The sequence below is a fragment of the Pseudonocardia sp. WMMC193 genome (assembly GCF_021728735.1).
Classification (GTDB): Bacteria; Actinomycetota; Actinomycetes; order Mycobacteriales; family Pseudonocardiaceae; genus Pseudonocardia; species Pseudonocardia oroxyli.
On the sequence record NZ_JAKKDO010000002.1, the window covers coordinates 75,481 to 102,079 of the forward strand.

Consider the following 26,599-nt stretch of genomic DNA (forward strand, 5'->3'; position numbering starts at 1 on the left):
GGATCTGTTGGGGCCTCGTGGGTGGTGGCGGCCGCGGCGCACACCAGGTCGTTTCTGGGGCAGGATGCGGGGCATGAGTGATCGCGGTAGGTCTGATGGCCCGTCGGAGAGCGCCGGTGCGGCCGCGGAGGGCCTGCTCGACCAGGTCCTCACTCAGGCCGGGATCGATGCCGTGCGCGCGGCCCTGCGCCCGGCGGAGACTCCGGAGCAGATCGCCGAGAGCACCGAGGCCGTACGGGCGGTGATCGGCTGGGTCGAGGCCGAGCACGGCCTCGATGCCGTCCGGGACCTGCTGCTGCTCGCCTACTTCGACCAGGCCGAGCTGCTGTCGATGCTGGCTCAGCTCGATCAGCGGGACGCCGAGACGCTCCTCGACGACCTGACCCACGACATCCCCCGCCCCCGCGGGCTCTGAACCGAGTCCGGGGGAGCGGCGTCAGCGTGGCTTCGAGGTAGGTCGATCTGAGGTCTGGTCGTTGAGCAGCCCCAGCGCGCGCTCCACCAGGTCGCCGGGTTCGAGTCCGCCCTGCCGGGCCAGGTCGAAGACGTCGCCGAGTAGGTCAGCGGCGACCTCGGTGAGCACGTCTGGGTCGCTGGTCTCAGCGGGTTCACCTCCGCATCGGTCCGCGTAGAGGGTCAAGGCGACGGGCACTCCCTCCGTGTCGTCCCGCTCCTCTCCCTGGCCGTCGAGCGTGCCGGACGCCGAGGCTGTCGAGCCGGGGTGGCGGTAGGCGTCCGGGAGTTCAGGGCCTTGGTCGCAGCAGTTCTCGCCGTAGCATTCCTGCCCGTAGCAGCTCTGCGCTTCGGCCAGGCGCAGCCCGGGGTCACGTCGACCACGGACCAGCCCGAGTACCAGCGAGGTTGCGGACTCGTCGAGCCCGAGGCCGATCCGGGTGAACCACGCCTCGACGACGTCCTGCAGGTCGAGCCGGCGGTCGCCGGAGTCGTGACCGGTGGTCCACGGGGCCTCGGCGGTCTTGATGTCCAGGAAGAGCCGGATGATCGCCCGCACCGCGGGGATGCTGACGTCCAGCGCCACCGGAGCGGGTCCGGGCGGAGGCGAGAAGATCGCGTCGAGGTGACGCTGTCGGGCGTCGTCTCCGGTGGTCTGTCGCGGGATCGCGGTCGTGCGGGTGTCGTCGGTGCTGGTCAAGGTGTGTCAGGTCCTCTCGAGCGCAGGGGGACGGGCGGCCCCGCGTACTGCGGGACCGCCCGTCGGGGGCGTAGGGGTCAGCGGGTGGTGGCGTGGGCTGCGGCGAGGCTCATCGCTCGCAGACCGAGGCGCTCCATCTCGTAGGCGACGTCGGCGTTGTCGACCCGCTGCGCTGCGGAGGTGACCGCGTGCAGGACACCGCCGGAGGTGCAGTCGCCACCGGCGATGAAGTCGCGCAGGATCGCCTCCTGCTGCTCGCCGGTGAAGTTGAGCTTTTTCGAGACGTGCTCGATGGCCTCGGTCGGCTGCCCGATCGGGACCCCGGCCTCCGCGGTGATCGCGTGCAACTGGACACGGACGAAGTCGGGGTCCAGGAACGCCGAGACGGCGTCGCGGGCCTTCTTCCCGATCAGCTCCAGCGCGGTGGCCTGGGTGTCGGCGCTCCACCGGATCTGGCCCTCGTCGAGCTTGCCGCCCAGGTGCACCTCGGACAAGGCGTGCTTGTTGATGGTCATACCGTTGTTGCAGACCTGCACCACCAGCTGCGGCGTGATCTTGAACCGGCCGTGGCCGGTCTCGGAGTTCGACACCATTATCTTGAGCCGGCAGCCGGGCATCCTTGTCGTGCACGACGGGATCTCCGCATCCCCCAGCTCGCGTCGTGGATGCGGTTACCTTCTGCCGTCCATCACGGACGAGCGGGAGGTTCGATGCGCGTGCAGCGTGTGCTCATGCAGGACTCGGGCGCGGAGTCGTGGACGGTGCTCGGGGAGGATCTGAACCCGGTCGGGCCGGTGGAGCAGTTCCTCGCTTACCTGGCGGCCATCGAGCGGTCGCCGAACACGATCAAGGCCTACGCCCATGACTTGAAGGACTGGCTGCTCTATCTGACTGGCGGTGGATGGGACTGGCGGACGGTGACGGTCGAGCAGCTCGCGGGGTTCATCTCGTGGCTGCGGCTTCCGCCAGCGGCCCGCGCCGGAGAGGTTGCGGTCCTCCCCTCGGCTGAGGCCTACTGCGCGCCGTCGAGCGTGCAGCGCAAGCTCTCCGCGGTGACAGCGTTCTACGAGTTCCATGCCCGTCACGGGGTCGAGGTCGCGGGCCTGCTGGTGCAGCTACGCCCTGCCGGTCGCCCGCAGGGTTCCTATCGTCCGTTTCTGCAGCACGTGGCCAAGCAGCGTCCGCAGCGCCGACGGACGATCACGGTGAAGAACATGCGCCGGAAACCGAGGGTGCTCACCGCCGAGCAGGCTCAAGCGATCTTGGACGGATGCGAGCACCTGCGCGACAGGCTGCTGTTCGCCGTGATGCTCGATACCGGGGTCCGCATCGGTGAGGCTCTGGGCCTGCGCCACTCAGATCTAGAAGTCGCCGAGCGGACCGTGACGGTGCGTCCCCGCGCCAACGACAACCGGGCCCGCGCCAAGGGCGAGAGGTCGCGGACCATCCCGACGAGCCCTGGGCTGATGCGTCTCTACGCCGACTACCTCAACCGCGAGTACGGGTCGCTGGACTCCGACTACGTGTTCGTCAACCTCTGGGCCGAGCCGTTCGGGCGTCCCTGGACCTACCGAGCTGTCTACGACCTGGTGCAGCGGCTACGGGTGCGGACCGGGAGCGACTTCGAACCGCACCAGTTCCGTCACACGTACGCGACATGGCTGCTGCGCCGGGGTGCGGGCATCGAGGCGGTCAAGGAGCTCCTCGGACACCGATCGATCAGCACCACGATCGACACCTACTCCCATCTGACCGTGGAGGACGCACGCAGAACCCTGCAGGACGCGGGATGGTTCACCGGCCGGGAGGTGCGTCTGTGAACCGCGCACCGACGCCGTCGGAGACCACCAGGGCGGAGAAGACGTCGTCGGGGCTGCTGGAGAAGCTGCTCGCCGAGCTGCGGCCGGAGTTCCGGGTCGAGGTGTTGCTCCCCGACCCTCAGGACCCCGTTCTCGGCTACGCCTGGTGCGAGGTTCCCGGCTGCGACCGCCCGGCGCACGGCCAAGGTCTGTGCAGCGGCCACCGCACGCGATGGCGCCAGCGGCGCCGGCCGCCACGACAGGAGTTCCTCGACAATCCCGGCCCGCCACTGGTCGGGCGCAGAGAGCTGGAGCCATGCGGTGTCGAGAGCTGCGGATACGCCCGCGCCTCCCACGGTCTGTGTCGCCGCCACGCTCTGCAGTGGCAACGCGCTGAACGGCCACCAGTGGACGAGTGGGCGGCCACCGCGGCGGCCGTCCCCGACTGCGGGCGCCGAGCCTGCCGGCTGTCGTTCTGCAACCTGTGGGTCGACACCGCCACCGGGACCTTCTGCCATCCCCACACTGCGCGCTGGCGCGGTTACCGGGATTCGACGACGGTCGAGGAGTTCGTTCGACTCTGCGACGAGCACGGCGCCGCCCGAATCGACTTCAGTCGCCTGGCAAGACAAATCCGTCTGGAAATCCAGTACGCCACCCAGTATCGCCACGACGAAGCCCGCCGCCCGACTCCCCACCACGTCATCAACACCGCGATCACGATCGTCGTCGACAGCCGCGCCGACTCGCTCTTGGATCTCTCCATCCCGCAATGGCGCCGATTGTTCCTCGACCGCCGGACCAGCACTTCTCGAGGTCGAATGACCGCGCCGGAGTCGTTCATCCTCGGCGCCCGCGAAGCCGTCGAGAAATTGCGCGACGGCAGCGGCTGGGACAGCGAGTTCCACCGCGACGTCTGGCGGCTGTCGGCACTACCCGGCATCACCCACAACGCGACCCGGTCACGAGCCGGCAGCCGTCTTCGGTTCGACCGGATCACCCAGCCCTGGCTCCGCGAGCTCACCAAGCGGTGGATCCGGTGGCGCCTGGCCTCCGGACGGGCCGCGACCACGGTGATCGTGGAGATGTACTCTCTCACCGCCTTCAGCGAGTTCCTCGCCGAGACACAACCGTCGAGCACCGGACTCGGTGACATCGACCGCGCCACGCTCGAACGCTACCTGGTCTGGCTGACCGGACAGCCCGGAGCGGTGCGCACCCACGCCGGCCACGTGCTCGCGGTTCAGCGGTTCTTCCTCGACATCCGCCGCCACAACTGGGACGACCGACTCCCGGCCTCGGCAGCCTTCTACAGCGAGGACATCCCCCGGACAGAACAACGCATCACACGTTTCCTCGTCGAGCACGTCATGGCCCAGATCGAGCAGCCGGCCAACCTGAAACGGTGGAGTTCACCAGAAGGAAGACTCATCACCATCATCTTGATCCGGTGCGGTCTACGCATAGCCGACGCATGCACCCTTCCTTTCGACTGCGTGAAACGCGACGGCCAGCAAGCACCCTATCTCCTTTATCGCAACAACAAGATGAGGCGAGAAGCCGCGGTTCCCATCGACGAGGAACTGGAGGCCGAGATCCGGGACCAGCAGCAACGAGTACTGCAACGATGGCCCGGCGGCGGCCCGCACCTGCTACCGCGACTCACCGCGAACGCCGACGGGGCACGCCCCTACTCGCCGGGAACCTACGTCAGCCAACTGAACCGCTGGGTTGCCGAGAGCTCCATCCGCGACGAGCACGGCCGAGCCGTCCACCTGACCCCACACCAGTGGCGACACACCTTCGCCACCCGGCTGATCAACCGGGACGTCCCCCAGGAGGTCGTCCGCGTCCTGCTCGACCACGAGTCGACACAGATGACCTCCCACTACGCGAAGATCACCGACCAGACCGTCCGTCGCCACTGGCAGGCAGCCACGAAGGTCGACATCAACGGCCGCCGAGTAGCCCTGGAACCGGACGGGCCGCTGGCCCAGGCACAGTGGGCGAAAACCCGCTACGGGCTCGCCACCCAGACCCTCCCCAACGGCTACTGCGGGCTCCCGCTGCAGCGCACCTGCCCGCACGCCAACGCCTGCCTCACCTGCCCGGTGTTCCTGACCGGACCCGAGTTCCTGCCCGAGCTCCGCGAACAACGCGAGCGCACGCTCACCCTCATCGACATCTCCCAGCGCAGCGGCCACAGCCGCGTCATCGAGATGAATCGCCAGGTCCTGCACAACCTCGACCGCATGATCGACGGAGTCCAGAACGACCCGCAGGACGCCGACGATGCGAGCCGATAACAGCGGCCACATCACCGCCCATGCCCGCCGCCGCGCGGCCGCAACCCGCAAACGCGCCGTCGCCGCACTGCGCCGCATGGACAACACCGGCGCGAGCATCAGCATGAACGCCGTCGCCCGCGAAGCAGGGGTCTCCCGCTCCTGGCTCTACCAACAACCCGACCTCCGAGCCGAGATCGAACGTCTCCGCAGGAGGCGAGGCGCTCCACCCCCGCGGCGATCGGTCCCCGACAGGCAACGAGCCACCGAGGCCTCCCTGCTCCAGCGCCTCGAGTGCGCGACAGACAGGCTCAAGCAGCTCGAGAAGGAGAACCGCGAGCTTCGTCAAGCACTCGCCCTGGCCCTCGGAGAACGCCGCACCCGGGCCTACGTCGGCAGCCGACACGACACGCCGACCAAGAAGTCTGCACCGATCATCGGGCCCTGCTGACCACGCGTCAACCACACCGTCCAAAAGACGTCGTCGCAGCTCAGAGGCATGGTCAACACTGCAGCTCAAGATAAACAGCACGAACCCGGCGAAGACCAGCGGGTTGTCCGCTCCGCGGGCCCCGGTGAACGGGCTGCGGTAGCCGGCCAGCAGCTCCGGGGCCATCTCGGCGACCTCGGCCGAGCGGACCTTCACATACATGTGGGTCTCGGTGAGGTCGGCCTGGGTGATCTCGACCTGTGCTCCTGCTCGGCGGATGCCCTCGAGCACCGACATCAGGATGTCGAGGTTGTCGACGATCTTGTAGGAGTCCGAGAGCATCGCCCGCAGCACACCCGGCTCCGCCGACGCGGTGTCGCGCAGGCCGCGGACCAGGAATCGGCGGTCGGGCTTGTCTGCCAGCCAGGCGTTGACGTTGGTGCCGTACAGGTCGGTCTTCGCCGCGCGCATCCGCCGCAGGTAGGGCAGCGGGATATCGAGCTTGGCGGCCAGGTCCGCGTCCGCCGACGCGGTCGGGTTCAGTACCGCATCGCAGGTCGTGACCCCGTCCACGGTCAGCTGGTGGTCCGCGCCCGCGACTCGCAGGGCGCCGTCGACCACCCGCAGGTTCCGGGCCGAGGAGACGACGTCGAGCTTGGCGTCCTGCTGGGCGCGCAGGACATCGACGATCTCGGGCAGGGCTGCGTTGCGGCGGGTCAGCAGCTCGGTGGCGTTCATGGCGACTCCCGATGGAGCGAAGGACGCCCCGGGAACCCGGCGAGGGGGGCCGTCGGGCCCGGGGCGGCCTCACCGCGGTGGTGAGGCGTGACTCGCCCGCGCCCCGGACGTGGCGCGGGCGGGGGCCCCGCGCTCGCCCGACCGGCGTGAGATCACCACCTCGACCCGGTAGCCGAGCTCCACGACTGCAGCGGTGATCTCACCCGCGTCGGGCCGGGCAGGCGGGGCATCGGCCGGGCAAGCCACGGCCGGGGCGCAGAGTCACCACGTCCTCACCCCCGCGGCGAGACTGCTGCGGCAGCGGCTCGACCTGCGGAGACAGTCCACGTCGCACCACCACCGGGATTCCCGGACTTACCGAGGACTATCGATTCGCCCGAACTTCCAGACGGGAAGAGATATCTCTCTAGGTATCCAGACAAGAGCTTTGACTTCCATACAGCCCAGCAGAGACGGAATCGAAGTCCGCACGCAAATTCCAGATGGTTCACCGCTGACACAGATACTCTCTAGATTGCCGCACAGTCGGAAACTGTTCGACTCAGCCGACTTCGACGCACGTACCGAATTCCCTGCGTACTACTCCAGGTGGGCATTAGGTCGATGAAACCAGAATACTCAGAGTTCCCTGACCCATCCGATCATGCCGTTGACCAGCGGTTTTGCACATCGACAGAGCAGCAAGCGAGGACGTCCGGGAGACGTCGAACCACCCCGGAAACAGACTATTGACAGCCTCGCATAATTGGGCGCCGATTCCTCATGTCAGACGGAGCGACGCTCCCGCCCGGCCGCGACAGTCGGCACGGACACCATTTCTCACGGAAGGCGGGCTCGATCCCGCCCTACAACAGCTGCAACTCAAAAGGCCCCGGGCGTGGACGTGGGGTGCGCCCGGTGTGCCGGTTGGTGCGCCGGGTCGGGTCGGGAGGGCTGGTCCACCGCGACGCCCGGGCGGGATGGAGCGGTCTGCACGGGTAGCTACCAAGCTGCTGCACGTTCCCCGGACGCGACGAACGGACCCGGTCGGACCCGCCGTCGCGCTCGGCGGGTTGACCTCAGGTGTTCTCGGTGATGGGCGGCGGCTTGATCACGTACTTGGGGAGGACGGCGTCAGGATCGGTGATGATCTCGTCGCCGTGGCGAACCCACTGGTTCCGTAGGTATTCGCGGGCGCGTTCCTCGCTGATCTTTGCCGCGAGCATCCTCTCCAGCACCGTCGCCGGCGGGGCGGTCTCGGTGCCGGGGGAGTCGGTGTCTGCCACGTCCCGCACGCTACGTCGCAGGGCCGACAGCTCCGGGTCGCCACGCGGCCTCGCTCGGGTGCCGACGCTCACGGGCGCGCGGGCATACGTCGAGGGGCCCCCGGTTCGGGGGCCCCTCGACGCGGTGGAGGTGGATCAGGCCTTGATGATGCGGACGTTGTGGGCGATGTCGATCGGCGTCGCCGCGACGATCTGGTGCTCCTGCCCGCAGTCCGGGCAGGCGATCAACTCGCCCACGTCCCAGCGCCCCCGCCGCATGTCGGCGGTGAAGCCCTGGTCGCACGCGTCGCCGAGGTCGATGATCGTGCCCGGGCTCAGGTCGAGACCGGACTCGTCGAGGCTCGCTGCGGTGGTCTTCTCGGCCATCGGATGCTCCTTCGCTGTGGAGTTGTGCTGGAACCGCGGCTCGTCCCAGCACGGCTCGTTCGGGGTCCCGCAGGGACCGGCGGGGGTTCCGGCTCGCCGGACCGGGTGTGATCGCGTCAGCGACCCCGCCAGGGGCTTGTCTCACCCGCGTCGGGGTCGGGTCGGGTCCATCGACGGCTCGCCTCGGGCGGGGTGTGCTGCCTTCGGGCGGTTCTTCCTGCCGCGACTCCGCTGTGAAGGCGCGTCCGGTCGAGTGACATCGCACCGAGAATCGAACATACGTTCGCGTCGGGCGGTAATGTGCTCGTCGGTCGTGGGCCGGGATGGGGAAGATCCCGGCCTCACGACCAGCGGTGTTTTGGACGTGGGACGGTCGAGCTGGTCGGGGAGGGTGGTGGCGTATGGGTGGGTCGAGCCGGTACGACCGCAGGATCGATGTGGACGCCGAGCACCTCGCCGAGGCCCGGGACTTCCGGGAGCTCGCCGCGGCGTTGCGCGATCAGCACGACGGAACGATCCCGGACCGACAGCTGGCCTGGCAGGTGGCCGGGGTGCTCTCCGCGGCCGCGGGCGAACTCGCCAACGGTCGAGCGTTGCCGCTGGAGCTGCGCCGCAGCGTCCGCGGCGTCGCCGGAGCCCTGCGCGACGCCCTGGGCGCCTGACGCGGGCGGCCGGTCAGGCCTCGGGGGAGCGGGCGCCGCCGCGGAGGATCCGGAACACGGTGCAGACCCAGTTCCCGAGAGGGTCGGGCTCGAACCGTGCGACGACCGCTTGCGGGTGGTGGCCCAGGATGATCAGTGCGTTGGCCTCGATCACCCACCGCTGCGGCTGTGCGGCGTGCCAGCTGCGCAGCCGCAGCGCGGGCAGGTCCTTCAGACTCGGCTGCAGCAGCTTGAGGTAGTGCACCACCTCTGGTGTCGCATGCCGCGACGCTGCCGCGAGCGGTCGACGGCCGCTCGCAACCTCGAGCAGGACCCGCACGGCCGTCTGCGCGACTCCCAGGGCCGCGGCGTCGGGCTCGACGTCGGGCACGAGCGGCCCGTCGTAGACCGAGTTGGCGATAGCAGGGTCCAGGTCTGGGACGTGCCCGCAGGTCGGGCACTGGTGGAGCTTGCCGGGTTCCAGAGCGGAGAGTCGCTGCCAGGGCCTGTCGACGGGGATGAAGCTGTAGCCGGTGGAGCTGTCGTGGGAGACGCGATAGGTCATCAACATGGGCCGGGCTTCCTCGTAGGACGCCTGCACCGACACGGAGATCGGGTGCACCGGCGGAGGGGCGTCGATCGGTGGCCGCCGGCGGGGACGTGCAGGCCCGCCGACCGTGGGCTGGGGGCAGGGCTCGCCGAAGGTGACCGCGCAGCGGCCGGAGCGCAGCGGAGGGCCTTGACCACGCTGGCCCGCGGGCGCGGGAACGTCCCACTGCCGGTGGCGGCGATCCCGTACTCCACCTTCATCTCCCCCCGGGGACCTCCCTGCTTAGCCCATCGACGGTGGCGAAGTTGTCCACAGATCGGCCATTGACGGCCGCGGCACACCGGGGTGCGTCATGGTCGGGCTCATGCAGTTCACCGCGCCTGTTATGGCGCCTCTCACTGACCGCTCCACGGCGGGTGTGGCGTTCGCCGAGTCCGCGAGGCTGGTGTCGGACTTCGCCCGCTATCTGGTCCCCGGCGCTGCGGCCGCGCCCCCGGGTGTTCTGGTCGGCGACGCACTCAGGCTGCTGGAGCTCGCGCAGCGGACGCTTCAGCGTGCGGTCGAGGTCGAGCTCGCCGCGGGTCGCTCGTGGGAGCTTGTCGCTGCAGAGCTCTGCGACCGGCCGGCCGCCTCACCGCGCTCTGGGCCGGCCGCCGGGTCTTCGGTGGGGAGCAGCGAGGCCGGAGTGCGGGCGCTCGTCGTCGCGGCGGATCCAGCCGCGGAGGTTCTTGCCCAGGCCGAGCAGCTCGATGAGTGGAGCTGCCGCCACCGAGAGGAGGACGAGCTCGACGACGGTGCATGCCCGGTGTCATCGGCGCTGGAACGGATGGATCCGCCGGCCGAGCTGGCCCACTTGGAACGGCTCGAGGGCTGGTTACTCCACAGCGAAGAGTTCTCAGCGCAGCAGCGACGACAGGCGCTGCATCGGCTCCGGGCTCGCCGGCAGCACCTGGAACTGCTCAGCGGGGCCTGAGCGGGCCCGGATCCCCGAACCCCGGGGGTTGTGCCGCGATCCGATGCGGGCTGGCGCGCGCCGATCTACGCTTCTCGTTGTCGTTGCGCGCCCCCGCCACGTCAGCACTGCTTGCTCGTCGATCGGGGGGGATCATGAGTACACGTTCCGACCAGCGCGACCCGCGCGAGCAGAAGCGGATCTGGCCGTGGGTGACCGCGCTCCTGGGCGTCGCCGGGGCATTGGTCATCACGGTCGTCGTCCTGACCCTCAGCTGGGGGCCCGGCAGCCCGGATCGAGATTCCGCGGCAGGTGGCCCCGAGGGGGAGACGGTGGAGTCCGACGTCGGGCCCAGTGCCGGGGTCGGTGCGGAGCTGTCCGAGCGCGGAGCCTGGAGGATGAGCGTCGGCCAGCCGATCCAGCAGTCCGGCCAGGTAGTCACCGTGACGGCGATCCGTGACGTCCCGCTGTCCACGACGTGCCGGGACCGCTACACCGGTACCACCGAGCAGCCGCAGTCCGCCAACGGCCGCATCCTGGCCCTCGACATGACCATCGTGAACGGCGTCGACTACGACGACACCACACGCAACACCCTCAACACCGCACCGAGGCGAGAGTGGGTCGGCACCGACGGGCGTGCGGTGTCGAGCGTCGACGCCGACATCGCCGCGTCCAGCTGCCTGGACACCGAGTCGGTCGGCCCGTATGGCAAGGGTCGTACCTACGACGCGACGATCTACGTCGACGTCCCCACTACCAGCGGCTATCTGCTCCTCGGGTCGGCCTGGGACACCAGCAACCAGTACGAGTTCGAGGTGCCCGCCGCCTGAGCCGGGGTCCGCTATCCGGCCTGTGGGTGCTCGGCGAGGTCACCGACCTCGCGGCGCAGCAGGGCGTAGGAGGCCAGGGCTTCGTCGAGCTCCTCACGACCGGAGACGGGGGAGTCCTGCTGGGGGCTGGTCAGCACCGCGACCAGTGCGGCTCCGGCTTCGGCCTCTCGAACGAGCTGGGCGGCCAGCTCGGTGCTTCCGCGTTCGCGCAGCCGGGCCTCGATCGCGGCCAGGTGCATCCGCGCCTGCGTCAGCTCACGATCGTTCTCCGCGGCGATCGCGGAGCACTGGTCCGCTTGAACGTTGCGGTGCGCTCGCACGAGCGCGCGGTACTCGGGCTGCCCCGGCTGCATGACCATCACCGATCACCTTCCGTCCGTCACCTGAACCCCGAGGACCCGGCTGAGCTAGTCGCTCGCCTCAGCCTGATCGGTGCTCGATTCGCCGGTCTGACGGGATGAGCTGCGCGGGCGGCGTGCCTTGCCACCGCCTCGACGGCGGGTCCCGCCCTCCGCAGGCTCGTCGCCCGCCCCCGTGTTCTCGTCGCGTCCCTCTAGCTGCCTGCGCAGTTCGGCGATGTCGGCGTCGGCTCGGGCGCGCTGATCAACGAGCTGCTCCTGCACCCCGGCAAGGTCTGCCTCGTAGCGAGCACGCAGGTCCGTGAGCTGCTCAGCGGAGCGGGCGACGGCGTCGTCGAGACGCTGTTGGCCATGGGTGCGTTCGCTTTCGACCTGCGTCTGCAGTCCCTCCACTCGTGCGGTCGCGCTGGCCAGCTCGGCGCGCAGCTCGGCGACGGCGTCGCGCTGGGCGCGGGCCTCGTCGCGGGCGGCGTCGAGCTGGGTGTTCAGCGACCGGTTGGTGGCGTCGGCGCGGTCGGCGCGCTGCTCGGCCAGATCGGTGCGCCGCGCGAGTTCCTCCTGGCGGCGGCGCTCCTCGGTGAGCATCTGCTTGTCGTGCGCAGCCTCGGCCTGGGCGGTCTCCAGCGAATACTGCAGCGACCCGAGCTCCCGGCGTGCCTCGGCCAGGTCGGTGCGCTCGCGCTCGAGATCGGTCTCCTGCGCGGCGAGCCGGCTGCGGGCGGCCTCCAGCTCTTCGGTGACCGCGGCGAGGTCGGTGCGCGCCTGGTCGCGTTCAGTCTCGACGTCCTCGACCGAGGCGAGCGCCTCCTCGGCGACCTCTTCGGCCTGCTGCCGCGCGGCGCGGGCGGCCGCGGTCTCCGACGCGGCGGTCCGGGCCGCGGTGGTCGCCTTGTCCCGGGCCGCTTCGGCCTCGTCGACCTGGGCGCGGGCCTCGCGGTGAGCAGCGGTGACCTCCGCGTGCGCGGCGTCGGGGTCGGTGGCCGCGGCGAGGGTCTCCTCGAACCGAGTGAGCAGCCCGGTCATGCGCTCCTCATGCTCGGCGACGGTGCTGGCGACCTCGTCGCGCAGCGCCTCCATCGTCATCCGCGCCAGCGACACCGGCCGCGCGGTCGCCGCGGCGGGGTCGATACCTCCACGAGAGCCGGGCGCGGGCAGCGTCAGCTGCCCGGTGGCGAGCCGGTGCGCGGTCAGGCGGTTGTGGGGGATCCCGTCGACGACCTGGCCGCAGTACTTGGGCTTACGCCCGACCCCGGCGTACTCGATGACGTTCGGACAACCGGGCAGCTCGCACGTCAGCTGCTGCGTCACCACGCCAGACCCCGGGCTCTCGCTCATGCCGACCACCTTACCGTTTACGTTTCGTTTCGTCAATTCGTTGTGTTTTGTTTCGTTTCGTATCAGTTCCAAGAACTGTCGGTGGGGCGTGGCATCGTCCGCGCCATGAGCGACGGAGAGACGCGCATACCTGAGGTGGAGTGTGTTCCCCGCGGCGGAGTGCCGGTCGGAACGCAGAGCCGTTCCCGCAGCGGCCATCACTCGGTGCTGCAGGCGTTGGGCGTGCATCTGTACCTCGGCCTCGAGCAACGTGGGTGTCGGTTCGCCGACGCGGAAATCGACGGGAGCTTCACTCGCAGAGCCCAGAGATGAGTGCTCGCCGGTACCACGCGATCACCTGCACCGATGAGGCCTGCGACCCGAGCTGCCAAGTTGAGCCGAGCTCGACATCCGGTGCTCGCCACGAGGCGGACATCCCCCCCTGCCGCGGCGGTCTACCGTCCGCCGCGGCGAACCGGCGTCGTGCGCGGGCAGCGATAGGATGCGGGTCATGAGTGCTGAGGTGGCAGACGGTGCGGGGGCCAGTGGGCCGCCGTTCGCGCACGCCTCGCCCGCCCAGGTCCGAGCCGCGCTGACCAGCGAAGACGCGGCGGCGTTCGACGAGCACTGGCGCGCAGTCATGCAGCGGGCCACCGAGAGCCTCGACCTCACCGAACTCTTCGAGGCCCTCGAGGCCTGGCGGCGGACCGCCTGGCGGACGTCTGCATACGGCCATGACGGCTACCGCCGGATGCTGGGCCGGACCGAGGAGACCCTGCGCACCCGGCGAGGGCCTGCGGGGACCGTCCCGTGGAGCCAGTTCAAGGCCGAACTCGGGCTCGCGGAGTAACGCCCCACTCAGTGACCTACACGATCGACGTTCACCCTGAGGCGCAAGCCGAGATCGAGGCGCTCCCACCGCACGCCCTGCGCACCCTCACCGAGGTGTTCGCACTGCTTGAGCTCGCCCCGTGGAGTGGCCCGTCGGTCAACGCCGCCAACCCCGACGCCCCGCTGCGCAACCTGGCATTCGGGGCCGGCGCCGGGATCCTCACTTACCTCATCATGGAGCGCGAGCAGGAGGTCCACCTCGTCTCGCTGCTCTGGGCGGGTTGAGCACGCCGCCCGCCCAAACCTGTACTTCTCGGCCTCCCGGTCGAGACTCGCTACTCTCTCGGGCGCCCGATGTTGGCTTGCCCGGATATGTGAGTGTGGGGAGATGAATGACAGCGTGCGAGCATCGGGACGCCGTCGGGCTCTACACGCGGTTTCAGGCCGGAGGCGGTCAGTCGCGCGGAGATGCTCGCCGAGCTTCCTTCACTGTGGCGGCTGCGTCCGGACTCGGATCCCGCTAGTGCGTTGACGACGAACGTTCACCAGGGTGGCGACACGCCGGGGGCCGGATCCGGCGACACCCGCTTCAGACAGGGACCGCTCCGTTGGCCTTGTACAGGGCTCGATCGACCGCTCTTAGGGACTTCCCGGTCTTGTTCGCGAGCTCGAGGCAGGTCTGCAGGTAGAGCGGCCAACGGATGGCCGTCGCTTGATCGCCATGCTGCCTTGAGTCCCATAGCCCGAGGGCTTCGAGGCTGGCGAGGGCCCGGACGTCCATAACGGTGTAGCGGTCCGGGGCCTGGGCGGCTAGGACGGCACTCGCCCCGGCCGCCTGCAACCCGGGGATGAGACACAGGATCAGGAGAGCTCCCAACGGGTCGTCACAGATAAAGGAGCGCCTGGTCAGGTCCCAGATGTCGCGTTCAGGGAACGCACGCATGGCCCGGATCTTCTTGGCTGGCCAGAGCCGGGTGAACTTCCAGTTGTAGAGGACCTCGAGGTCGTCCGGGCCGTAGGCTTCGCGGCCGGCGTAGGTCGCGAACTTCGCGTCGTAGTCCGCCGGGTACCTACTGCTCCAGCTGTCCAACCATGCGGCCAGCTGCAAGGAGTCCATCCCACACCTCCACCTTGTCAAGCGGAACGGTCAGTGCCGCAACAACCCCTCCGCCCTGGGCATCTACGAGTCTTCCCAGACAGCTTCATGGCCTACGCAGCCGCAGTTCGGGGCACATGAGCCTTGGGCACGCGACTGCTCCTACCGTCACTACGACGCACATGGGTGTAGAAACCATAGGTCATTAGCAGTAAGCCGCGCGGCTTAATGACGAGCCCAGATGCGCTGCACTAGCGTGATCGAGCAGTAAGCGTTGTCCGGACAGTGGGGGCTTTGCAGGTGACCGTCGGCGAACGCACCATCGAGGACTTCCTCGACGACGCCCCACTCGCGAGCGAGATCGACTGGTCACGGCCTAGTGGTGCCCCTCTCGCGATCGATCCGCTCCGGGTCGCCTTCGGACACGGCCCGAACCCCCTTGAGGTTGCTATCGCTGCAGCCGACGTCGCTCCGAGGATGGACGATGTCAGACGGCTGTGGTCCTTGCGCTGGGGACGACGGGCCAGCCCGGTCCTGCTTGTCGTCGGTTACCCGACGCCCGCGGGCTGGCGCGCCACGGTCTGTGGCCCTGACGAGGACAGTGCGGCGGTTACGGGACTTGACCTTTACCAGTGCGAGCGGGCGACGGCGGCCGCGCTAGCCGAGTCGAATCCGACTGCGGCGAAGCGGACGCTCGGCGAACTCCTAGCGTCCACGCAAGACCAGCTCGTGGCCGGGCTCACCAACCAAGGTCTCTTCGCGTCTCATGAGCTCCGGTACGGCGTACCGACCCGGCAGGACTGGCAACGCGCTGGGCTCGACGGACAGAAGCTTCTCGGCAAAGCCGGGTCTGAGCTCATCTCGGCCCTGGGCTACACCACTACAGCGTTGGGGTCGGTCGCGCAGCTGCTCTCGGTTGAGGGTCGTCAACGCGCGATCGCGGTACTTCTGACCGAGACAGAGCTCTTCGATCGCCCTGGACAGCGGTTCGGGGCTGCGTCGCCGGCGGGGGTCGGCCTCGCCCTCGCCCAGGAGCACAACCTCCCCTGGCTGATCCTTGTGAAGGGCAAGAAGATCCGCCTTTATCCAGCCCGGCCCGACGTCGGAGTCGGCCGCAAAGGGCAGTCGGAAACCTATGTTGAGATCAATCTTACCCACCTCGCCAGTGATGACGCCGCTTATCTGAGTCTCCTTTTCGGAGCGACAGCCCTTTGCGAGGGCGGGACCGTCGCGGAGATTCTCAACGCGTCCATCGACCACGCCACCGGTCTCGGCGAGCGCCTTCGCGAACGTGTTTACGTCGATGTGGTGCCTTCTCTCGCCGTCGCAGTGGCCAACTCGATGCGGGAGGCGAAGGGCGCAGAACTCGATGACGCGGACCTTCATGAGGCATATCATCGTACCCTGATCATTCTGTTCCGCCTTCTCTTCGTGGCTTACGCCGAGGATCGCGGCCTTCTTCCGTACAATCGGAACCCTCGGTACACAAAGAAGGCACTCAAGACCGTCGCGCGCGAATTTGCTAATGATGCGGCACTGAAATTCGACTCTTCTTCGTCCGACCGCTGGGTGGATCTTCAGGCGATCTGGAGAGCGGTCGACGACGGCAATCGCGAGTGGGGTGTGCCCGCCTACAACGGTGGCCTGTTCAACAGTGACGCCCATACACATCCGTCCGGTCACGCTATTAGTCAGATGCGTCTGACCAACGATCAGATCGGCCCTGCGCTTCGGTCCCTGCTGATCGACACCTCTGCTGACGGCGGTGAAGGGCCGGTCGACTTCCGCGCCCTCTCCGTTCGGGAGTTCGGCACGATCTACGAAGGCCTCCTGGAGTCGTCGCTCTCTATAGCGCCGCAGGACCTCGCCGTCGACCCCAATAGCTTGGCGTTCGTGCCCGCCTCACCGCATGACGAGGTTGCTGTCGCAGCTGGCAGTGTCTACTTTCACAATTCGTCCGGCGAGCGGAAATCCACAGGCTCTTACTTCACCAAGGCCTTCGCCGTCGAGCATCTCCTCGACTCCAGTCTCGAACCCGCGCTGTACAGGCACCTTCAGAGGGTAGAACGACTCATCCACGCAGGCGACGAAGCCACTGCTAGCGAAGCATTCTTCGACTTTCGTGCAATTGACTTGGCGATGGGGTCGGGGCACTTCTTGGTCGCAGCAATCGACCGCATCGAGGTAGCGCTATCTAAGTTCCTCGCGGACCATCCGATTCCGGCCGTAGTCGACGAGCTTTCCCGTCTGGCCGCCACGGCCGAAGCCGCTCTCGGCGAGAATGCTGCACATGTCGAGATCGAGCCTTCAATGCTCCTGCGCCGACAGGTAGCTCGCCGTTGCATCTACGGCTTGGACTTGAATCGAATGGCAGTCGAACTTGCTCGCCTAGCCATCTGGATTCACACATTCGTCCCCGGTCTACCTATGTCCTCACTTGACCACGGACTGCGGATCGGCAACAGTCTCACCGGCATCGGAACTGTAGACGAAGCTCTCGCCGTCTTCGAACCGCGATCAACTGAAGGCCAGTACAGCCTTTTTGGAGAGCAGATTGAAACTGCTCTAAGTAATGCCCGAGGCCGTCTGCTGCGAGTGGCACGCACCGCCGAAGCCACTAAGGCCGAGGTCCGCGAGGCTGCGCGGGAGCACACGAAGGCGATGAGCGAAGCCGCTGAAGCCAAGCTCCTGTTGGACGCCGCGGTCGCTATCCGATTGGGCCAGACAGGGCCTCCGCCTGGCGTCGGGGAGGCTCTGGCGCTGGGCCGCTCGCCATCAACTATTGATGCAGTGGACCGGCTGCAGGCCGTTCACCTGCCCTACCTGTTCCCGGAAGTCTTTGCGCGCGATGATCCCGGGTTTGACGTCATCCTCGGGAACCCCCCATGGGAGAAGGTTCGTTGGGAGCCCACCCCGTACTGGGTCGGCGTCAGCCCGGGCCTAAACGCCCTACGGGACCGGGACCGCGCGGCGGCGATCGAGGAGCTCCGGCGAAGCCGTCCGACGGAGCACGCCCATGAGCTGGTCGAGCAGAGTCGACGCCTGGAGCTTCAGGACTACTTCAAGACCGTCTACACGCTACGAGGAGGCACGCATCTGGAGCTTGCTCAGCTCATGCTGGAGCGAGCCCTCCGGGTCCTACGTCGAAACGGCAGCCTTGGTCTCGTTCTACCCCGTCAGAGCATGGTCCTCGCGGGCTGGAAGAACCTACGCAAGGCAATTGTCGGAAACTATGACCTCGACATCGTGCAGGGACGTAATCAGGGTGAGTGGATATTTGAAGATGTGCACGCCTCCTACGCGGTGGTGCTCCTCTCCGCTGGCCCCTCCTCCGGGGCTCCGATCAATGTGTGGGTGGCGACCTCCCCCGCAGAGATCAGCGCCATAAGCCAGGAAACCGCCATCCGTCTCTCCGTCGAGGACCTCGACTCGTACTCCGAGAACAAAGTCATTCCCTGGTTCGCCTCAGCCGACGATCGAACGATTTTCGACACGATGCGCAGCTATCCCCGTGTCGCCCAGGCCAGCGGCTGGTTCAGCGGCCGCCACGACGCTCGCTGGGACTTCCGCGGTACGGGCCCTGATCGAGACCTAGCTGAGCGAGTGGACAGCGACGGTGCCTGGCGAGTCCTCATGACCGCACACGTCGACGCATACGCTTTCGACGACTCCGTCGCCTACAAGCAGTACGTCGGTGACCTCCACGCCCTCACCGCTCGTGGACGAGGCATCCTCAGAAGCGATGCCGGACAGGTGCTCGCTGACTCGACGCATCCGGTCCTCCTGGTGCGCCATCCCAGCCGGAGCGACGACACTCGCACTCTGATCGCGACGGCGCTTCCTGAGACAGGAATCCTTCACAACAAGGGGTACGTCCACGCCATCGCCCACGCGGACGGCACCGGAGTCGCGGAGCGGCTAGCCATGCTGGGCCTGCTCAACTCGCATGTGCTGGACTGGTGGGCTCGGCGTTTCGTCGATCGTCACGTCACCGCGCCAGTGATCAACCAGCTCGTCCTGCCGAACTGGTCACCGGCTGACATCGAGCGTGTAGCAGGGGCGGTGTGTCTCATCCTCGCCACCCATGGCTCCCGCCGTCTCGCTGGCGGCATCGACGTCATTGAGCGTTCCCGGGCCGCACCGGCTGACCTGAAGACCATGTCCACCTTCCAACTCGAGGTCGAGATCGAGGCGCTCGCCCTCAGCGGCTTCGGCCTGGGCGCGGAGCAAATGATAACGATCTCCAACGACTTCAGTCCCCGAGGCCTTTCACCCGACTTCCTCGAAGCTGTCAGCAAGCGCCTGAGCGAGCGCACGATCTCGGGGCCAGTCGTATGAACGGCGAGGCGGTGAATCACAAGCCGGAGTTCGCCACCAACGACCCGGAGAACGGGGCCACAGTTGCTTCCTCGCTCAACGGCCTCCTCTCCGGGGCGCGGACTCATTACGTTGACGCCCCCCGTATCGCGATCGCGACCGCGTACTTCAACCCTGGAGGGTTTCTCCTTCTCGCACCGGAACTCGAGCAAGCCGGTGGTGTCCGCTTGCTGCTCGGGGCAGATCCCACCGACGTCGTCGACGGCGCGCCTCGACGACGGCTCTCCGACGGACGGCCTCGCCGACGCGGCCCGCGCCCGGAGGTGCGTCGCGCTCTTGACCGCCACGAACGCTCCCTCGAGGACGACCGCAACCTCCTCGGCTTCACCAGGGAGGCGGACTCGTCGGCGCGCCGACTTGTCGCCTGGCTTGAGAACCACCCCGATGTCGAAGTCCGACGTTATGAGGAGGGTTTCCTACACGGCAAAGCCTTCATCGTGGAGACGGCGAAACACGGCGTGTTGGCCGGCTCCTCGAACTTCACTTATGCGGGCCTCGCTAAGAATAATGAGCTGAACCTCGCCCGTTACGACCCGACACCAGTCACGAACGTCATGGATTGGTTCGACGCTCAATGGGACAAGGCGAGACCGTACGATTTGGCCGCGCTCTATAAAGAACGATGGCAAGCCCATCAGCCTTGGGATATCTTTTTGCGGATGCTCCATGAGAACTACGGTGACGATTTAGCCGAGGCTACGAGAGGATCCAACCTCGGCCTCACCGGGTTTCAGGCTGATGGGGTCTGGCGAGCTAAGCGGATTCTGGACCGCAGACGGGGAGTTCTTATTGCGGACGAGGTCGGACTCGGGAAGACCTTCATCGCTGGCGAGCTGATTTATGAAGCCTCCGTCGAGCGCCGCCAGAAGGTGCTCGTCGTGTGCCCGGCCACTCTTCGCGACTCGACCTGGATCCCTTTTTTGCGGGCCGTCAATCTTAGAGCCGACGTGGTGTCTTTCGAGCAGTTGGTAGCCGACATATCGGATGCTGGGAAACAGAACTCCACCTTACAGCGTCTAGATGAGTACGCGATGGTGGTTATCGACGAAGCGCACGGATTCCGTAATAACGCGACGCTCCGCGCTGAAGCCCTTCATCGGCTAGTGGACGCCAAACACCCTAAAGACCTGGTGCTGCTTACCGCCACCCCGGTCAACAACAGCCTTGAAGACCTCTACACGCTGATTATGTATTTTGCACGTAACGATCACGCCTTTGCTGACGTTAACATCCCCTCCCTCCGCGCATACTTCAATGACGCGCTAGCGACTGACCCCGACGACCTGACAGCCCTCCAACTCTTCGACGTTCTTGACGCTACCACCGTCCGACGCACTCGACGGTTCGTCAAGAATCACTACCAGGGCGATAAGGTCCACATCAATGATGTCGAGCAAACCATTAGGTTCCCACAATGCGATGTTCGACGGATTGATTACCACTTCACCGGTGTTCTTCCAAGCATCTTTGACGATCTCGCAACGGCGCTGGGCGCGAATCTTCAAGACGATTCAGTCGACGGCGTTGTCCTAGCCGAACCGGGCGAGATTCTGAGTATGGCACGGTACGTACCATCGCGCTTCCTCCTCGATGGCGGGACCGAGCAGTATCAGACACAAAACGCTGGCTTACTCCGATCGGCGCTACTCAAGCGATTTGAGTCATCCGCCCACGCATTCCGGCTGACCGTCGAACGGATGATCAGGTCTCACGAAGCGTTCCTTGACGGTGTGGCTAATGGCTACGTTCTCAAAGGCGACGAGCTCAAGGACTTCCAAGCCGCGGGCGTCGACGGAGCCGAAGAATTCTTCGACAACCTGGACGACCCCGACGGCGACATGCTCGCATCGGCGTACGACATCGGGGGCCTCACGAACGCCGTCTCTGCAGATTTGGAGATCCTGCAGCGCCTTCGCGAGGAGGTCGTCGAGGTCACTGCCGCGAAGGACCCCAAGATCGCAGCACTGGTGGATGAGCTGGCCGCGATCGCTGCGCACGCGACGTCCGACGGCATCGGTGCCCAAGACGTACGCAACAAGCTTAAGGTTCTTGTCTTCACGTACTACGCCGATACCGCGAACTATCTCGCCCAAGCATTGGCTGCGCGAATCACGACAGACCCGCGGCTCGCCGCATACCGCGAGCGCTGGGCAAACGTGAGCGGCACCGATGAGCGATTTCGGGCCAGGCTAATAACCGGTTTCGCCCCTGAAACAGCGGGGACCGGCAGCGAGGACGATGAGTACGACCTGCTCATCACGACGGACGTCCTTGCCGAAGGCGTGAACCTTCAACAGGCAGCCAACATCGTAAACTACGACCTACCGTGGAATCCCATGAAGCTGACACAGCGGCACGGGCGTATCGACCGAATCGGGTCCCCACATCAGCGGGTCTTCATGCGCTGCTTCTTCCCTGACACCGACCTCGACCGCTTTCTCGGCCTAGAAGAGCGACTGCAACGCAAGCTCAAGCAGGCCGCTGCAGCAGTCGGCGTCGGTCACGTCCTTCCCGGCATCGATCCCGTCGAACGGTCGATTACGGAGAACCGCGAGCTTATAGATCAACTGCGTGCAGAGGAAGCGAGCCTCTTTGACGAGGCGGGTTCCGCCGCGCTGTCCGGTGAGGAATACCGTCGGCGCCTCGCGGACGCCTTTAGCAATCCGGAGACCAAGCGCCGCGTCCTCCACCTGCCGTGGGGATCGGGCACTGGCTTGTCCCGGCCTGGCAGCGACCCTGGCTTTGTCTTTTGCGCTAGAGTCGCCGACTGGCCGAAGCCCATTTACCGCTACATCTCGCTGAACCCAGATCTAACCCCCCGGGCGACGCTCGGTGAAGAATGCTCTGAATCGGAGCCCTACCCGGACTTCGTTCGAGACACGCTCTCAGCTCTTTCGGCTGCCGACCCTGGCGACCCCGCGACTCCACCTGTCGATGTTCCCCAGGAGATGTTCGACGCGGCATTCGAGGCGTGGTCTGCTGCTCGGCAGGATATCTTGCGAGGCTGGCAGTTCCGCACCGATCCTGCGAATCTCGCACCAGGATTGCCGAAGATTATGCGAGATGCGGCGACGTACGTAGAGCGTTACGGCGACTTTCTCGGCGAGCAGCAGGACTCTCTCACTGCCCGACTGCGTGGCCAATACCCGGTAAGGATTCTGCGCGCCGTCAGAGAGGCTCTGCGCACATCTGGAGAAATGAGCCCCATGGACGTTGTTCGCCGCCTCAGCGATGTGGCTGATAGGTTTGGGCTCACAATCCCAGAGCCACCCAAACCTCTTCCGTACGCCGAGCTGGAGGACATCGACCTAGTTTGCTGGGTCGCAATCAACCCTCCGTCACAGTAGTCACTGGAGAAAGCAGTAGCGCTTGCGCACGGATACCTCGACGTTCAGTATCGCGTGAATGGCGGACCGAACTCGGTCATTGCCGGACGGAGTTCGGAGTCTGTTTCAGCGTCCTCGGCCGTGCCCGCGGCGATCGAGGCCGTCACGGGTGGAACTCCTCCGAAATTTCGCGTCGGACTGCACCCCTCGTAGTTTCTAGCACTACAGCCCCAGCTGGGTGGCGGCGTTGTCTTCCCAGGCGGTCTCGACCCGGACGTAGGCACCGAGGGTGGCTAGCGAGCGGTGCCGGGTCTGGTGGGCGATCGCCCGGTCGGAGGCCCCACGCAGATGGGAGTAGGTCACAAAGCCGGCGCGCAGCGAGTGCGCGGAGTACGGCCCGCCGGCCAGCTCAGCCCGCGCGGCGGCGGCGTGCACCAGGTCGTTGATCGACTCGGGGTGCAGGGCGCGGTCGAGCACCCGGTTGCCCCGGCTGACTTTGCGCAGCACCGGGCCGCTGGTGATCGCGGCGGCGTCGAGCCAGGCCCCCAGCGCGGTGACCGGGCATCGGGTGCGCCGGTTGGCGTAGGGCAGCACGACGAGCTCGGTCTGCTCGCCGCGCTGGTTGGTCTTCGACCGGGGCAGGGCCAGGACCATGCCGCGGCGGTGCTCGGTGAGTTGGTCGACGGTGAGCGCGGCGAGCTCGGAGCGGCGCAGTGCTCCCCAGAAGCCGACGAGCAGCAGCGCGCGGTCGCGCAAGCCCGCGACGTCGGGTTCCGGGGGGCGGGTCTTCCAGGTGCGGGTCTGTCCGCAGCGGTCGAGAACGTCGTCGAGCTCGGGGAACATCAGCGGGGCGGCCTGCTCCGGCGGGGCGCCGTGGGTGCGCCGGATCCCCTCCCACACCGCCACCACCCGGGCGCCAGTCGTCGGGTCGGGCAGGTCGCGCAGCTGGTGGGCGAACTTGATCGACGACAGCCGCCGGCTCATCGTGCCGACCTTCGCCCCGTGCCGAGCCAACTCGGTGAGGTACATCGAGATCGTGTCGCCGGCCGCGGGCAGCGCCGACCGCCCGGCGCGCTCGCACCAGGTGGTGAACTCGGCCCAGTCCGAGCGATAGCCGCGCAGCGTGTTCGGTGCCCGGGCGGCCTCGACGTAAGCGGCCTCGTCCGCGGACAACGGCAGCTCGGCGGCGAGGTCCAGGGGATCACGGTGCAGCCGCTCGACCTCGTGCGGCTGCACCGGGCCGAGGTTCAAGCGGTCCGCTCGCCTTCGGCCCGACGCTGTCGAGTCAGGATCGCCTCGGTGAGCTCGACAGTGCCGAGGTACCACCAGAAGATCCAGTCCAGGAAGGCCGGGTCGTAGTCGCCCTGCTGGCCGCGACGCTGATGGCGGATGGCGAACTCGTTGGCCAGGGCGAACAGAGCGCCCTCGTCCTTGCGGCCGAGCTCGGCGCGGATCAGGTCCCGGCGTTCCTCGAGGATCCCGGCCAAGGCGATCACCGCGGACCGCTTGTCGTGCTCGGTGGTGTCGCGGCGCCGGAACAGCGAGATGGCGTGCCGGACCCGCGCGGTCACGCCGGTGTCGTCGTCGATGCGTTCCCGGGTGAGAGCGCGGTCGAGCAGTTCGGCCCGTCCGGGGTCGGTGACATGGACCAGCCGGCCGATGTCCTCGCCGGACTCCGCCAGGCGCAGCGGCAGGCCGGCCCGCTCGAGGAGGCGGTTGATCTGCCAGCGGTAGAGCGCGCGCCCGGTGTCGGTGTTGAAGACGCTGTAGTGCCAGCCGCAGCCGTTGTAGCTGTGGAACCAACGCTCGCGGGGTCGGACGGCGAGGTCGTGGAAGACCTCGATCAGCCCGTAGAAGGTGTCGGCGTCCCAGTTCTCCGGCTGCAGTGGCCACAGTCCGGGCATCCCGAGCCGGGCCTCCAGGACGTCGGCCTCGTCGACCGGGTCGGCGTCGACGCAGTCCGGCGGCAGCTCGCGGCCGAAGAGCCCACCCTCGCGCAGCTCCTCGATCAGCCGGGCGAATCGCCGGCGCACCGAGGTCTCGTCCCCCGGTGCGTCCTGGGCGCGGCGGGCCCGTTGCCGGTCGGGCCAGTACGGGCGTGGCTCGTGGTGCTCGCGCAGCTGGGGTAGCCGCTCGAGGAGGGCGTCACGGTAGCCCTCGGCGTCGAGCTCCTGCACGCCGAAGGGATCGGGGTCGGTACCCCACGGGTCGCCGAAGGCGCGGCGGGTCTTGGTCGCCTGGCGGTAGTCGTCGGACGGGGTCTGGCCGAGGAAGGCCTCGTCGAGCAGGAACACGATCCGCTCATCCTCGGCCGCGACCTGCTGACCGCTCGGGCGGGTCCGGCGCAGCGCGGCGAGCTCACGGGCGAACAGCTCGCGGGGCCAGCGCAGCTCGTAGTCCGCGGAGCCGAAGTCGGGGTCAGGCACGCGGGCGACCCTACCGCCTATTACCCGGGATTCCGTGCATTATCCCGGGTAATAAGTGCGGGCGGGCGGACTCGCACACCCCCGCCACACGGCGCTCGCGAGACAACGTCACTCCAACCAGCTCGCGGCCCTTACCTCTCCGAGTGAACACCCCGGACCTGAGCACAGGTGATCGAAGACACCGGCGCCAGGACGTCCGGCCCTTGACCTCAGCGCCTGATGGACCTTAAGGCGTCGTCAAGGAGCACTAATGTTTTGGCAAATACTCTGTCACTCTCAGTATCCATCCGATTGCCGCACGAGACTTCGATGGGCCCCCTTGACGGCGGATTGACAACACTGCACGAAACGGTGCGCTCCGCCACCCGATTCAGATCATGTGCCATGAATATTGTTTGCGCACACAAAGGTAACAGAGTCTCCGCGACTCGGCGATACTAGCGCCCGCTTCCTGCATTGCCACACTGAGTAAGTTCCGCTTCACGATTGACCGTTGACACAATCGAGGCTTGTGTAATGAGATCTGTGCTCGGCGACGCCACACTGATCGAAGCCAAGAAGTCCTGGACGCCGGAAACCATCTCGACTCCAAGTAAGGAACAAGAGAAACGTGCACGCATACGGACGAAAGGGGCGGCGAGCCGCTTGGCTCGTTGCCGCGTTGGCGGTTACGGCCGCAATCTCACTGGTCGGGTCGCCGCTTGCTTCGGCGCAGCCCACCGGCGATGCCGACCAGGTCCAGCTCGATCCCATGGTCGAGGTGTCGACTGACACGACGCCTGACAAAGCGCCGGCCGAAGCCCAGGCTCGCCGTGCTCCCGAGGCCGACTGCCCCATCCCCGCCGAGGGCCAGCGTGCGGCCTGCGGTGGATTCGAGCCGCTCCAGCCTGACCAGCGCAGGTCGGACGGCCTAGCTGGACGGTCCTCCGTCGCTCCCCAGGCCATCCAACCCGTCCCGGATTGGTGTTTCGACGATCCGTACACCGGGTTCTGGGGGGTCCGGGACCGCGCATGCGAGATCGGCTACATGTGGTACGAGGAGTACGAGACCGTTAACGGTGTCACCTCCACGGTCGGACACATGGACATGAACGTCATCAGCACGGCGTTCCTGAGCACCGGTCAAGGGACCTGGAGCCACCAGTTCCAGGTGTCGCCGTACAACTCCTGGGGCACGGTCACGACCGCCCGCATCGAGGCGAATGCCATTGCATCAGGACAGTGTCTGACATCCTCAGTTTCCTTCCCTAACGCTCCACTGACACTCAATTCAACCCCCGGGGGTGAGGCATTCTTCAACTCCACGTCGACCAACCCTGGGAACGTCGGCGAGTGCATCACGAAGTGGCAACCGGGAATCACGAATCCATCTCAGGGGTTCACGACACCTCACCTCTACAACTACTTCGAGATGACGCCGGTCCGATGCGACACGGCTACGGTCGGGCGTCCCGGAACCGGTTGTGTGATTCCGTGGTATGCAGCCGGTCTCATCTACAGCGCCAGTTCGTACAACACCTTGGCGGACCACGTCACGAAGGCTCAGCAGTCTGGCCTGCCCGGCGCCACCTTCGACCGTCCTCTCACCCGTACTGAGAACCAGGCGATCATCGACCAGAATCGTAATCTGGCCTGTGGCGGACATTGGGGCCCTACAAGCACAACCTGCGATGAGTACCCCGTCGCCACATCCTACGAGGGGCTCAGCCAGGGCGGCACGAAGCGGCTCTTCCGGAAATGGAGTGCAGGTGAGGGCGTGACCGGCCGCGGGAGTGGGCTCGTGTCGCTGCGCTGAGGTGGGCCCCGGGAAGTTGATGATGCAGGTTCCTACGCCAGCAGCCGCAGCCATCCCGGGGAC

The 26,599-nt window shown here is 66.9% G+C and carries 22 protein-coding genes; 12 read left to right on the forward strand and 10 right to left on the reverse strand.

Features of this window, described 5'->3' with window-relative positions; genetic code table 11:
* Window positions 1-73: 73 nt before the first annotated feature.
* Window positions 74-415: a hypothetical protein gene (locus tag L3X23_RS00970; protein WP_237190106.1), complete on the forward strand. Its 342-nt coding sequence runs from the start codon at window positions 74-76 to the stop codon at window positions 413-415.
* Window positions 416-436: 21 nt separating this feature from the next.
* On the opposite strand, the gene L3X23_RS00975 is transcribed toward L3X23_RS00970, so the two are convergent.
* Together L3X23_RS00975 and L3X23_RS00980 are read right to left on the reverse strand one after the other, a co-directional pair.
* Window positions 437-1,153, reverse strand: a complete 717-nt coding sequence (locus L3X23_RS00975; protein ID WP_237190107.1) for a hypothetical protein — start codon at window positions 1,151-1,153, stop codon at window positions 437-439.
* 77 nt (window positions 1,154-1,230) lie between these two features.
* Entirely contained in the window at window positions 1,231-1,746 is a 516-nt protein-coding gene (locus L3X23_RS00980; RefSeq protein WP_237190108.1) for a hypothetical protein, read from the reverse strand.
* Window positions 1,747-1,863: 117 nt separating this feature from the next.
* On the opposite strand from L3X23_RS00980, the gene L3X23_RS00985 reads away from it, so the two are divergent.
* The 3 genes from L3X23_RS00985 to L3X23_RS35035 are packed head-to-tail and all read left to right on the forward strand — an operon-like array spanning window position 1,864 to window position 5,688.
* Window positions 1,864-2,973, forward strand: coding sequence for a tyrosine-type recombinase/integrase (locus tag L3X23_RS00985; RefSeq protein ID WP_237190109.1), 1,110 nt, complete (start codon window positions 1,864-1,866; stop codon window positions 2,971-2,973).
* Window positions 2,970-5,258 (forward strand): site-specific integrase, encoded by a 2,289-nt coding sequence (locus tag L3X23_RS35930; protein ID WP_237190110.1) that lies wholly within the window; start codon window positions 2,970-2,972, stop codon window positions 5,256-5,258. Before L3X23_RS00985 ends, L3X23_RS35930 begins: the two co-directional genes overlap by 4 nt.
* Entirely contained in the window at window positions 5,245-5,688 is a 444-nt protein-coding gene (locus tag L3X23_RS35035; protein ID WP_255733852.1) for a DUF6262 family protein, read from the forward strand. Before L3X23_RS35930 ends, L3X23_RS35035 begins: the two co-directional genes overlap by 14 nt.
* A gap of 1,775 nt (window positions 5,689-7,463) precedes the next feature.
* Here the strand turns inward: L3X23_RS35035 and L3X23_RS01000 are convergent.
* Window positions 7,464-7,670 (reverse strand): hypothetical protein, encoded by a 207-nt coding sequence (locus tag L3X23_RS01000; RefSeq protein ID WP_237190112.1) that lies wholly within the window; start codon window positions 7,668-7,670, stop codon window positions 7,464-7,466.
* A gap of 135 nt (window positions 7,671-7,805) precedes the next feature.
* Window positions 7,806-8,036 carry a hypothetical protein gene (locus L3X23_RS01005; protein WP_237190113.1) on the reverse strand — a complete coding sequence of 77 codons (231 nt, stop codon included), beginning with the start codon at window positions 8,034-8,036 and terminating at the stop codon, window positions 7,806-7,808.
* A gap of 401 nt (window positions 8,037-8,437) precedes the next feature.
* On the opposite strand from L3X23_RS01005, the gene L3X23_RS01010 reads away from it, so the two are divergent.
* Complete coding sequence (locus L3X23_RS01010; RefSeq protein ID WP_237190114.1) at window positions 8,438-8,698, forward strand: hypothetical protein; 261 nt, start codon at window positions 8,438-8,440, stop codon at window positions 8,696-8,698.
* Between the two features lie 13 nt (window positions 8,699-8,711).
* On the opposite strand, the gene L3X23_RS01015 is transcribed toward L3X23_RS01010, so the two are convergent.
* Window positions 8,712-9,299, reverse strand: coding sequence for an Rv3235 family protein (locus L3X23_RS01015; protein ID WP_237190115.1), 588 nt, complete (start codon window positions 9,297-9,299; stop codon window positions 8,712-8,714).
* Window positions 9,300-9,591: 292 nt separating this feature from the next.
* Here L3X23_RS01015 and L3X23_RS01020 point away from each other — a divergent pair, with 292 nt between their 5' ends.
* Both L3X23_RS01020 and L3X23_RS01025 read left to right on the forward strand, forming a co-directional pair.
* Window positions 9,592-10,200 carry a hypothetical protein gene (locus L3X23_RS01020; protein ID WP_237190116.1) on the forward strand — a complete coding sequence of 203 codons (609 nt, stop codon included), beginning with the start codon at window positions 9,592-9,594 and terminating at the stop codon, window positions 10,198-10,200.
* A gap of 134 nt (window positions 10,201-10,334) precedes the next feature.
* A complete protein-coding gene (locus L3X23_RS01025) occupies window positions 10,335-11,012 on the forward strand; it encodes a DUF4352 domain-containing protein (protein ID WP_237190117.1) in 678 nt (225 codons plus the stop codon).
* Between the two features lie 11 nt (window positions 11,013-11,023).
* Here L3X23_RS01025 and L3X23_RS01030 read toward each other — a convergent pair whose 3' ends face one another.
* Window positions 11,024-11,371, reverse strand: a complete 348-nt coding sequence (locus L3X23_RS01030; protein WP_237190118.1) for a hypothetical protein — start codon at window positions 11,369-11,371, stop codon at window positions 11,024-11,026.
* Between the two features lie 48 nt (window positions 11,372-11,419).
* Window positions 11,420-12,778: a hypothetical protein gene (locus tag L3X23_RS01035; RefSeq protein WP_237190119.1), complete on the reverse strand. Its 1,359-nt coding sequence runs from the start codon at window positions 12,776-12,778 to the stop codon at window positions 11,420-11,422.
* Between the two features lie 418 nt (window positions 12,779-13,196).
* Between L3X23_RS01035 and L3X23_RS01040 the strand changes: the two genes are divergently transcribed.
* Together L3X23_RS01040 and L3X23_RS01045 are read left to right on the forward strand one after the other, a co-directional pair.
* A complete protein-coding gene (locus L3X23_RS01040) occupies window positions 13,197-13,535 on the forward strand; it encodes a DUF6247 family protein (RefSeq protein WP_237190120.1) in 339 nt (112 codons plus the stop codon).
* A gap of 11 nt (window positions 13,536-13,546) precedes the next feature.
* Window positions 13,547-13,801, forward strand: a complete 255-nt coding sequence (locus L3X23_RS01045) for a hypothetical protein (protein WP_237190121.1) — start codon at window positions 13,547-13,549, stop codon at window positions 13,799-13,801.
* Window positions 13,802-14,105: 304 nt separating this feature from the next.
* Here the strand turns inward: L3X23_RS01045 and L3X23_RS01050 are convergent, their stop codons facing one another.
* Complete coding sequence (locus L3X23_RS01050; RefSeq protein WP_237190122.1) at window positions 14,106-14,633, reverse strand: hypothetical protein; 528 nt, start codon at window positions 14,631-14,633, stop codon at window positions 14,106-14,108.
* Between the two features lie 279 nt (window positions 14,634-14,912).
* Between L3X23_RS01050 and L3X23_RS01055 the strand changes: the two genes are divergently transcribed.
* Complete coding sequence (locus tag L3X23_RS01055) at window positions 14,913-18,950, forward strand: Eco57I restriction-modification methylase domain-containing protein (RefSeq protein ID WP_237190123.1); 4,038 nt, start codon at window positions 14,913-14,915, stop codon at window positions 18,948-18,950.
* Window positions 18,947-22,336, forward strand: coding sequence for an SNF2-related protein (locus L3X23_RS01060; protein WP_237190124.1), 3,390 nt, complete (start codon window positions 18,947-18,949; stop codon window positions 22,334-22,336). The genes L3X23_RS01055 and L3X23_RS01060 overlap by 4 nt, the downstream gene beginning before the upstream one ends.
* Before the next feature lie 201 nt (window positions 22,337-22,537).
* Here L3X23_RS01060 and L3X23_RS01065 read toward each other — a convergent pair whose 3' ends face one another.
* Both L3X23_RS01065 and L3X23_RS01070 read right to left on the reverse strand, forming a co-directional pair.
* A complete protein-coding gene (locus L3X23_RS01065; protein WP_237190125.1) occupies window positions 22,538-23,551 on the reverse strand; it encodes a tyrosine-type recombinase/integrase in 1,014 nt (337 codons plus the stop codon).
* 11 nt (window positions 23,552-23,562) lie between these two features.
* A complete protein-coding gene (locus L3X23_RS01070; RefSeq protein ID WP_237190126.1) occupies window positions 23,563-24,741 on the reverse strand; it encodes a hypothetical protein in 1,179 nt (392 codons plus the stop codon).
* A 610-nt stretch (window positions 24,742-25,351) separates the two neighbouring features.
* On the opposite strand from L3X23_RS01070, the gene L3X23_RS01075 reads away from it, so the two are divergent.
* On the forward strand, window positions 25,352-26,536 hold the full coding sequence (locus L3X23_RS01075) for a hypothetical protein (protein ID WP_237190127.1): 1,185 nt from the start codon (window positions 25,352-25,354) through the stop codon (window positions 26,534-26,536).
* Window positions 26,537-26,599: the final 63 nt, after the last annotated feature.

Coding starts and splice junctions, on each gene's coding strand:
- L3X23_RS00970 (WP_237190106.1), top strand. CDS start 74: ATGAGTGATCGCGGTAGGTCTGATGGCCCGTCGGAGAGCGCCGGTGCG.
- L3X23_RS00980 (WP_237190108.1), bottom strand. CDS start 1,746: ATGGTGTCGAACTCCGAGACCGGCCACGGCCGGTTCAAGATCACGCCG.
- L3X23_RS00985 (WP_237190109.1), top strand. CDS start 1,864: ATGCGCGTGCAGCGTGTGCTCATGCAGGACTCGGGCGCGGAGTCGTGG.
- L3X23_RS35035 (WP_255733852.1), top strand. CDS start 5,245: ATGCGAGCCGATAACAGCGGCCACATCACCGCCCATGCCCGCCGCCGC.
- L3X23_RS01005 (WP_237190113.1), bottom strand. CDS start 8,036: ATGGCCGAGAAGACCACCGCAGCGAGCCTCGACGAGTCCGGTCTCGAC.
- L3X23_RS01010 (WP_237190114.1), top strand. CDS start 8,438: ATGGGTGGGTCGAGCCGGTACGACCGCAGGATCGATGTGGACGCCGAG.
- L3X23_RS01020 (WP_237190116.1), top strand. CDS start 9,592: ATGCAGTTCACCGCGCCTGTTATGGCGCCTCTCACTGACCGCTCCACG.
- L3X23_RS01025 (WP_237190117.1), top strand. CDS start 10,335: ATGAGTACACGTTCCGACCAGCGCGACCCGCGCGAGCAGAAGCGGATC.
- L3X23_RS01030 (WP_237190118.1), bottom strand. CDS start 11,371: ATGGTCATGCAGCCGGGGCAGCCCGAGTACCGCGCGCTCGTGCGAGCG.
- L3X23_RS01040 (WP_237190120.1), top strand. CDS start 13,197: ATGAGTGCTGAGGTGGCAGACGGTGCGGGGGCCAGTGGGCCGCCGTTC.
- L3X23_RS01050 (WP_237190122.1), bottom strand. CDS start 14,633: ATGGACTCCTTGCAGCTGGCCGCATGGTTGGACAGCTGGAGCAGTAGG.
- L3X23_RS01060 (WP_237190124.1), top strand. CDS start 18,947: ATGAACGGCGAGGCGGTGAATCACAAGCCGGAGTTCGCCACCAACGAC.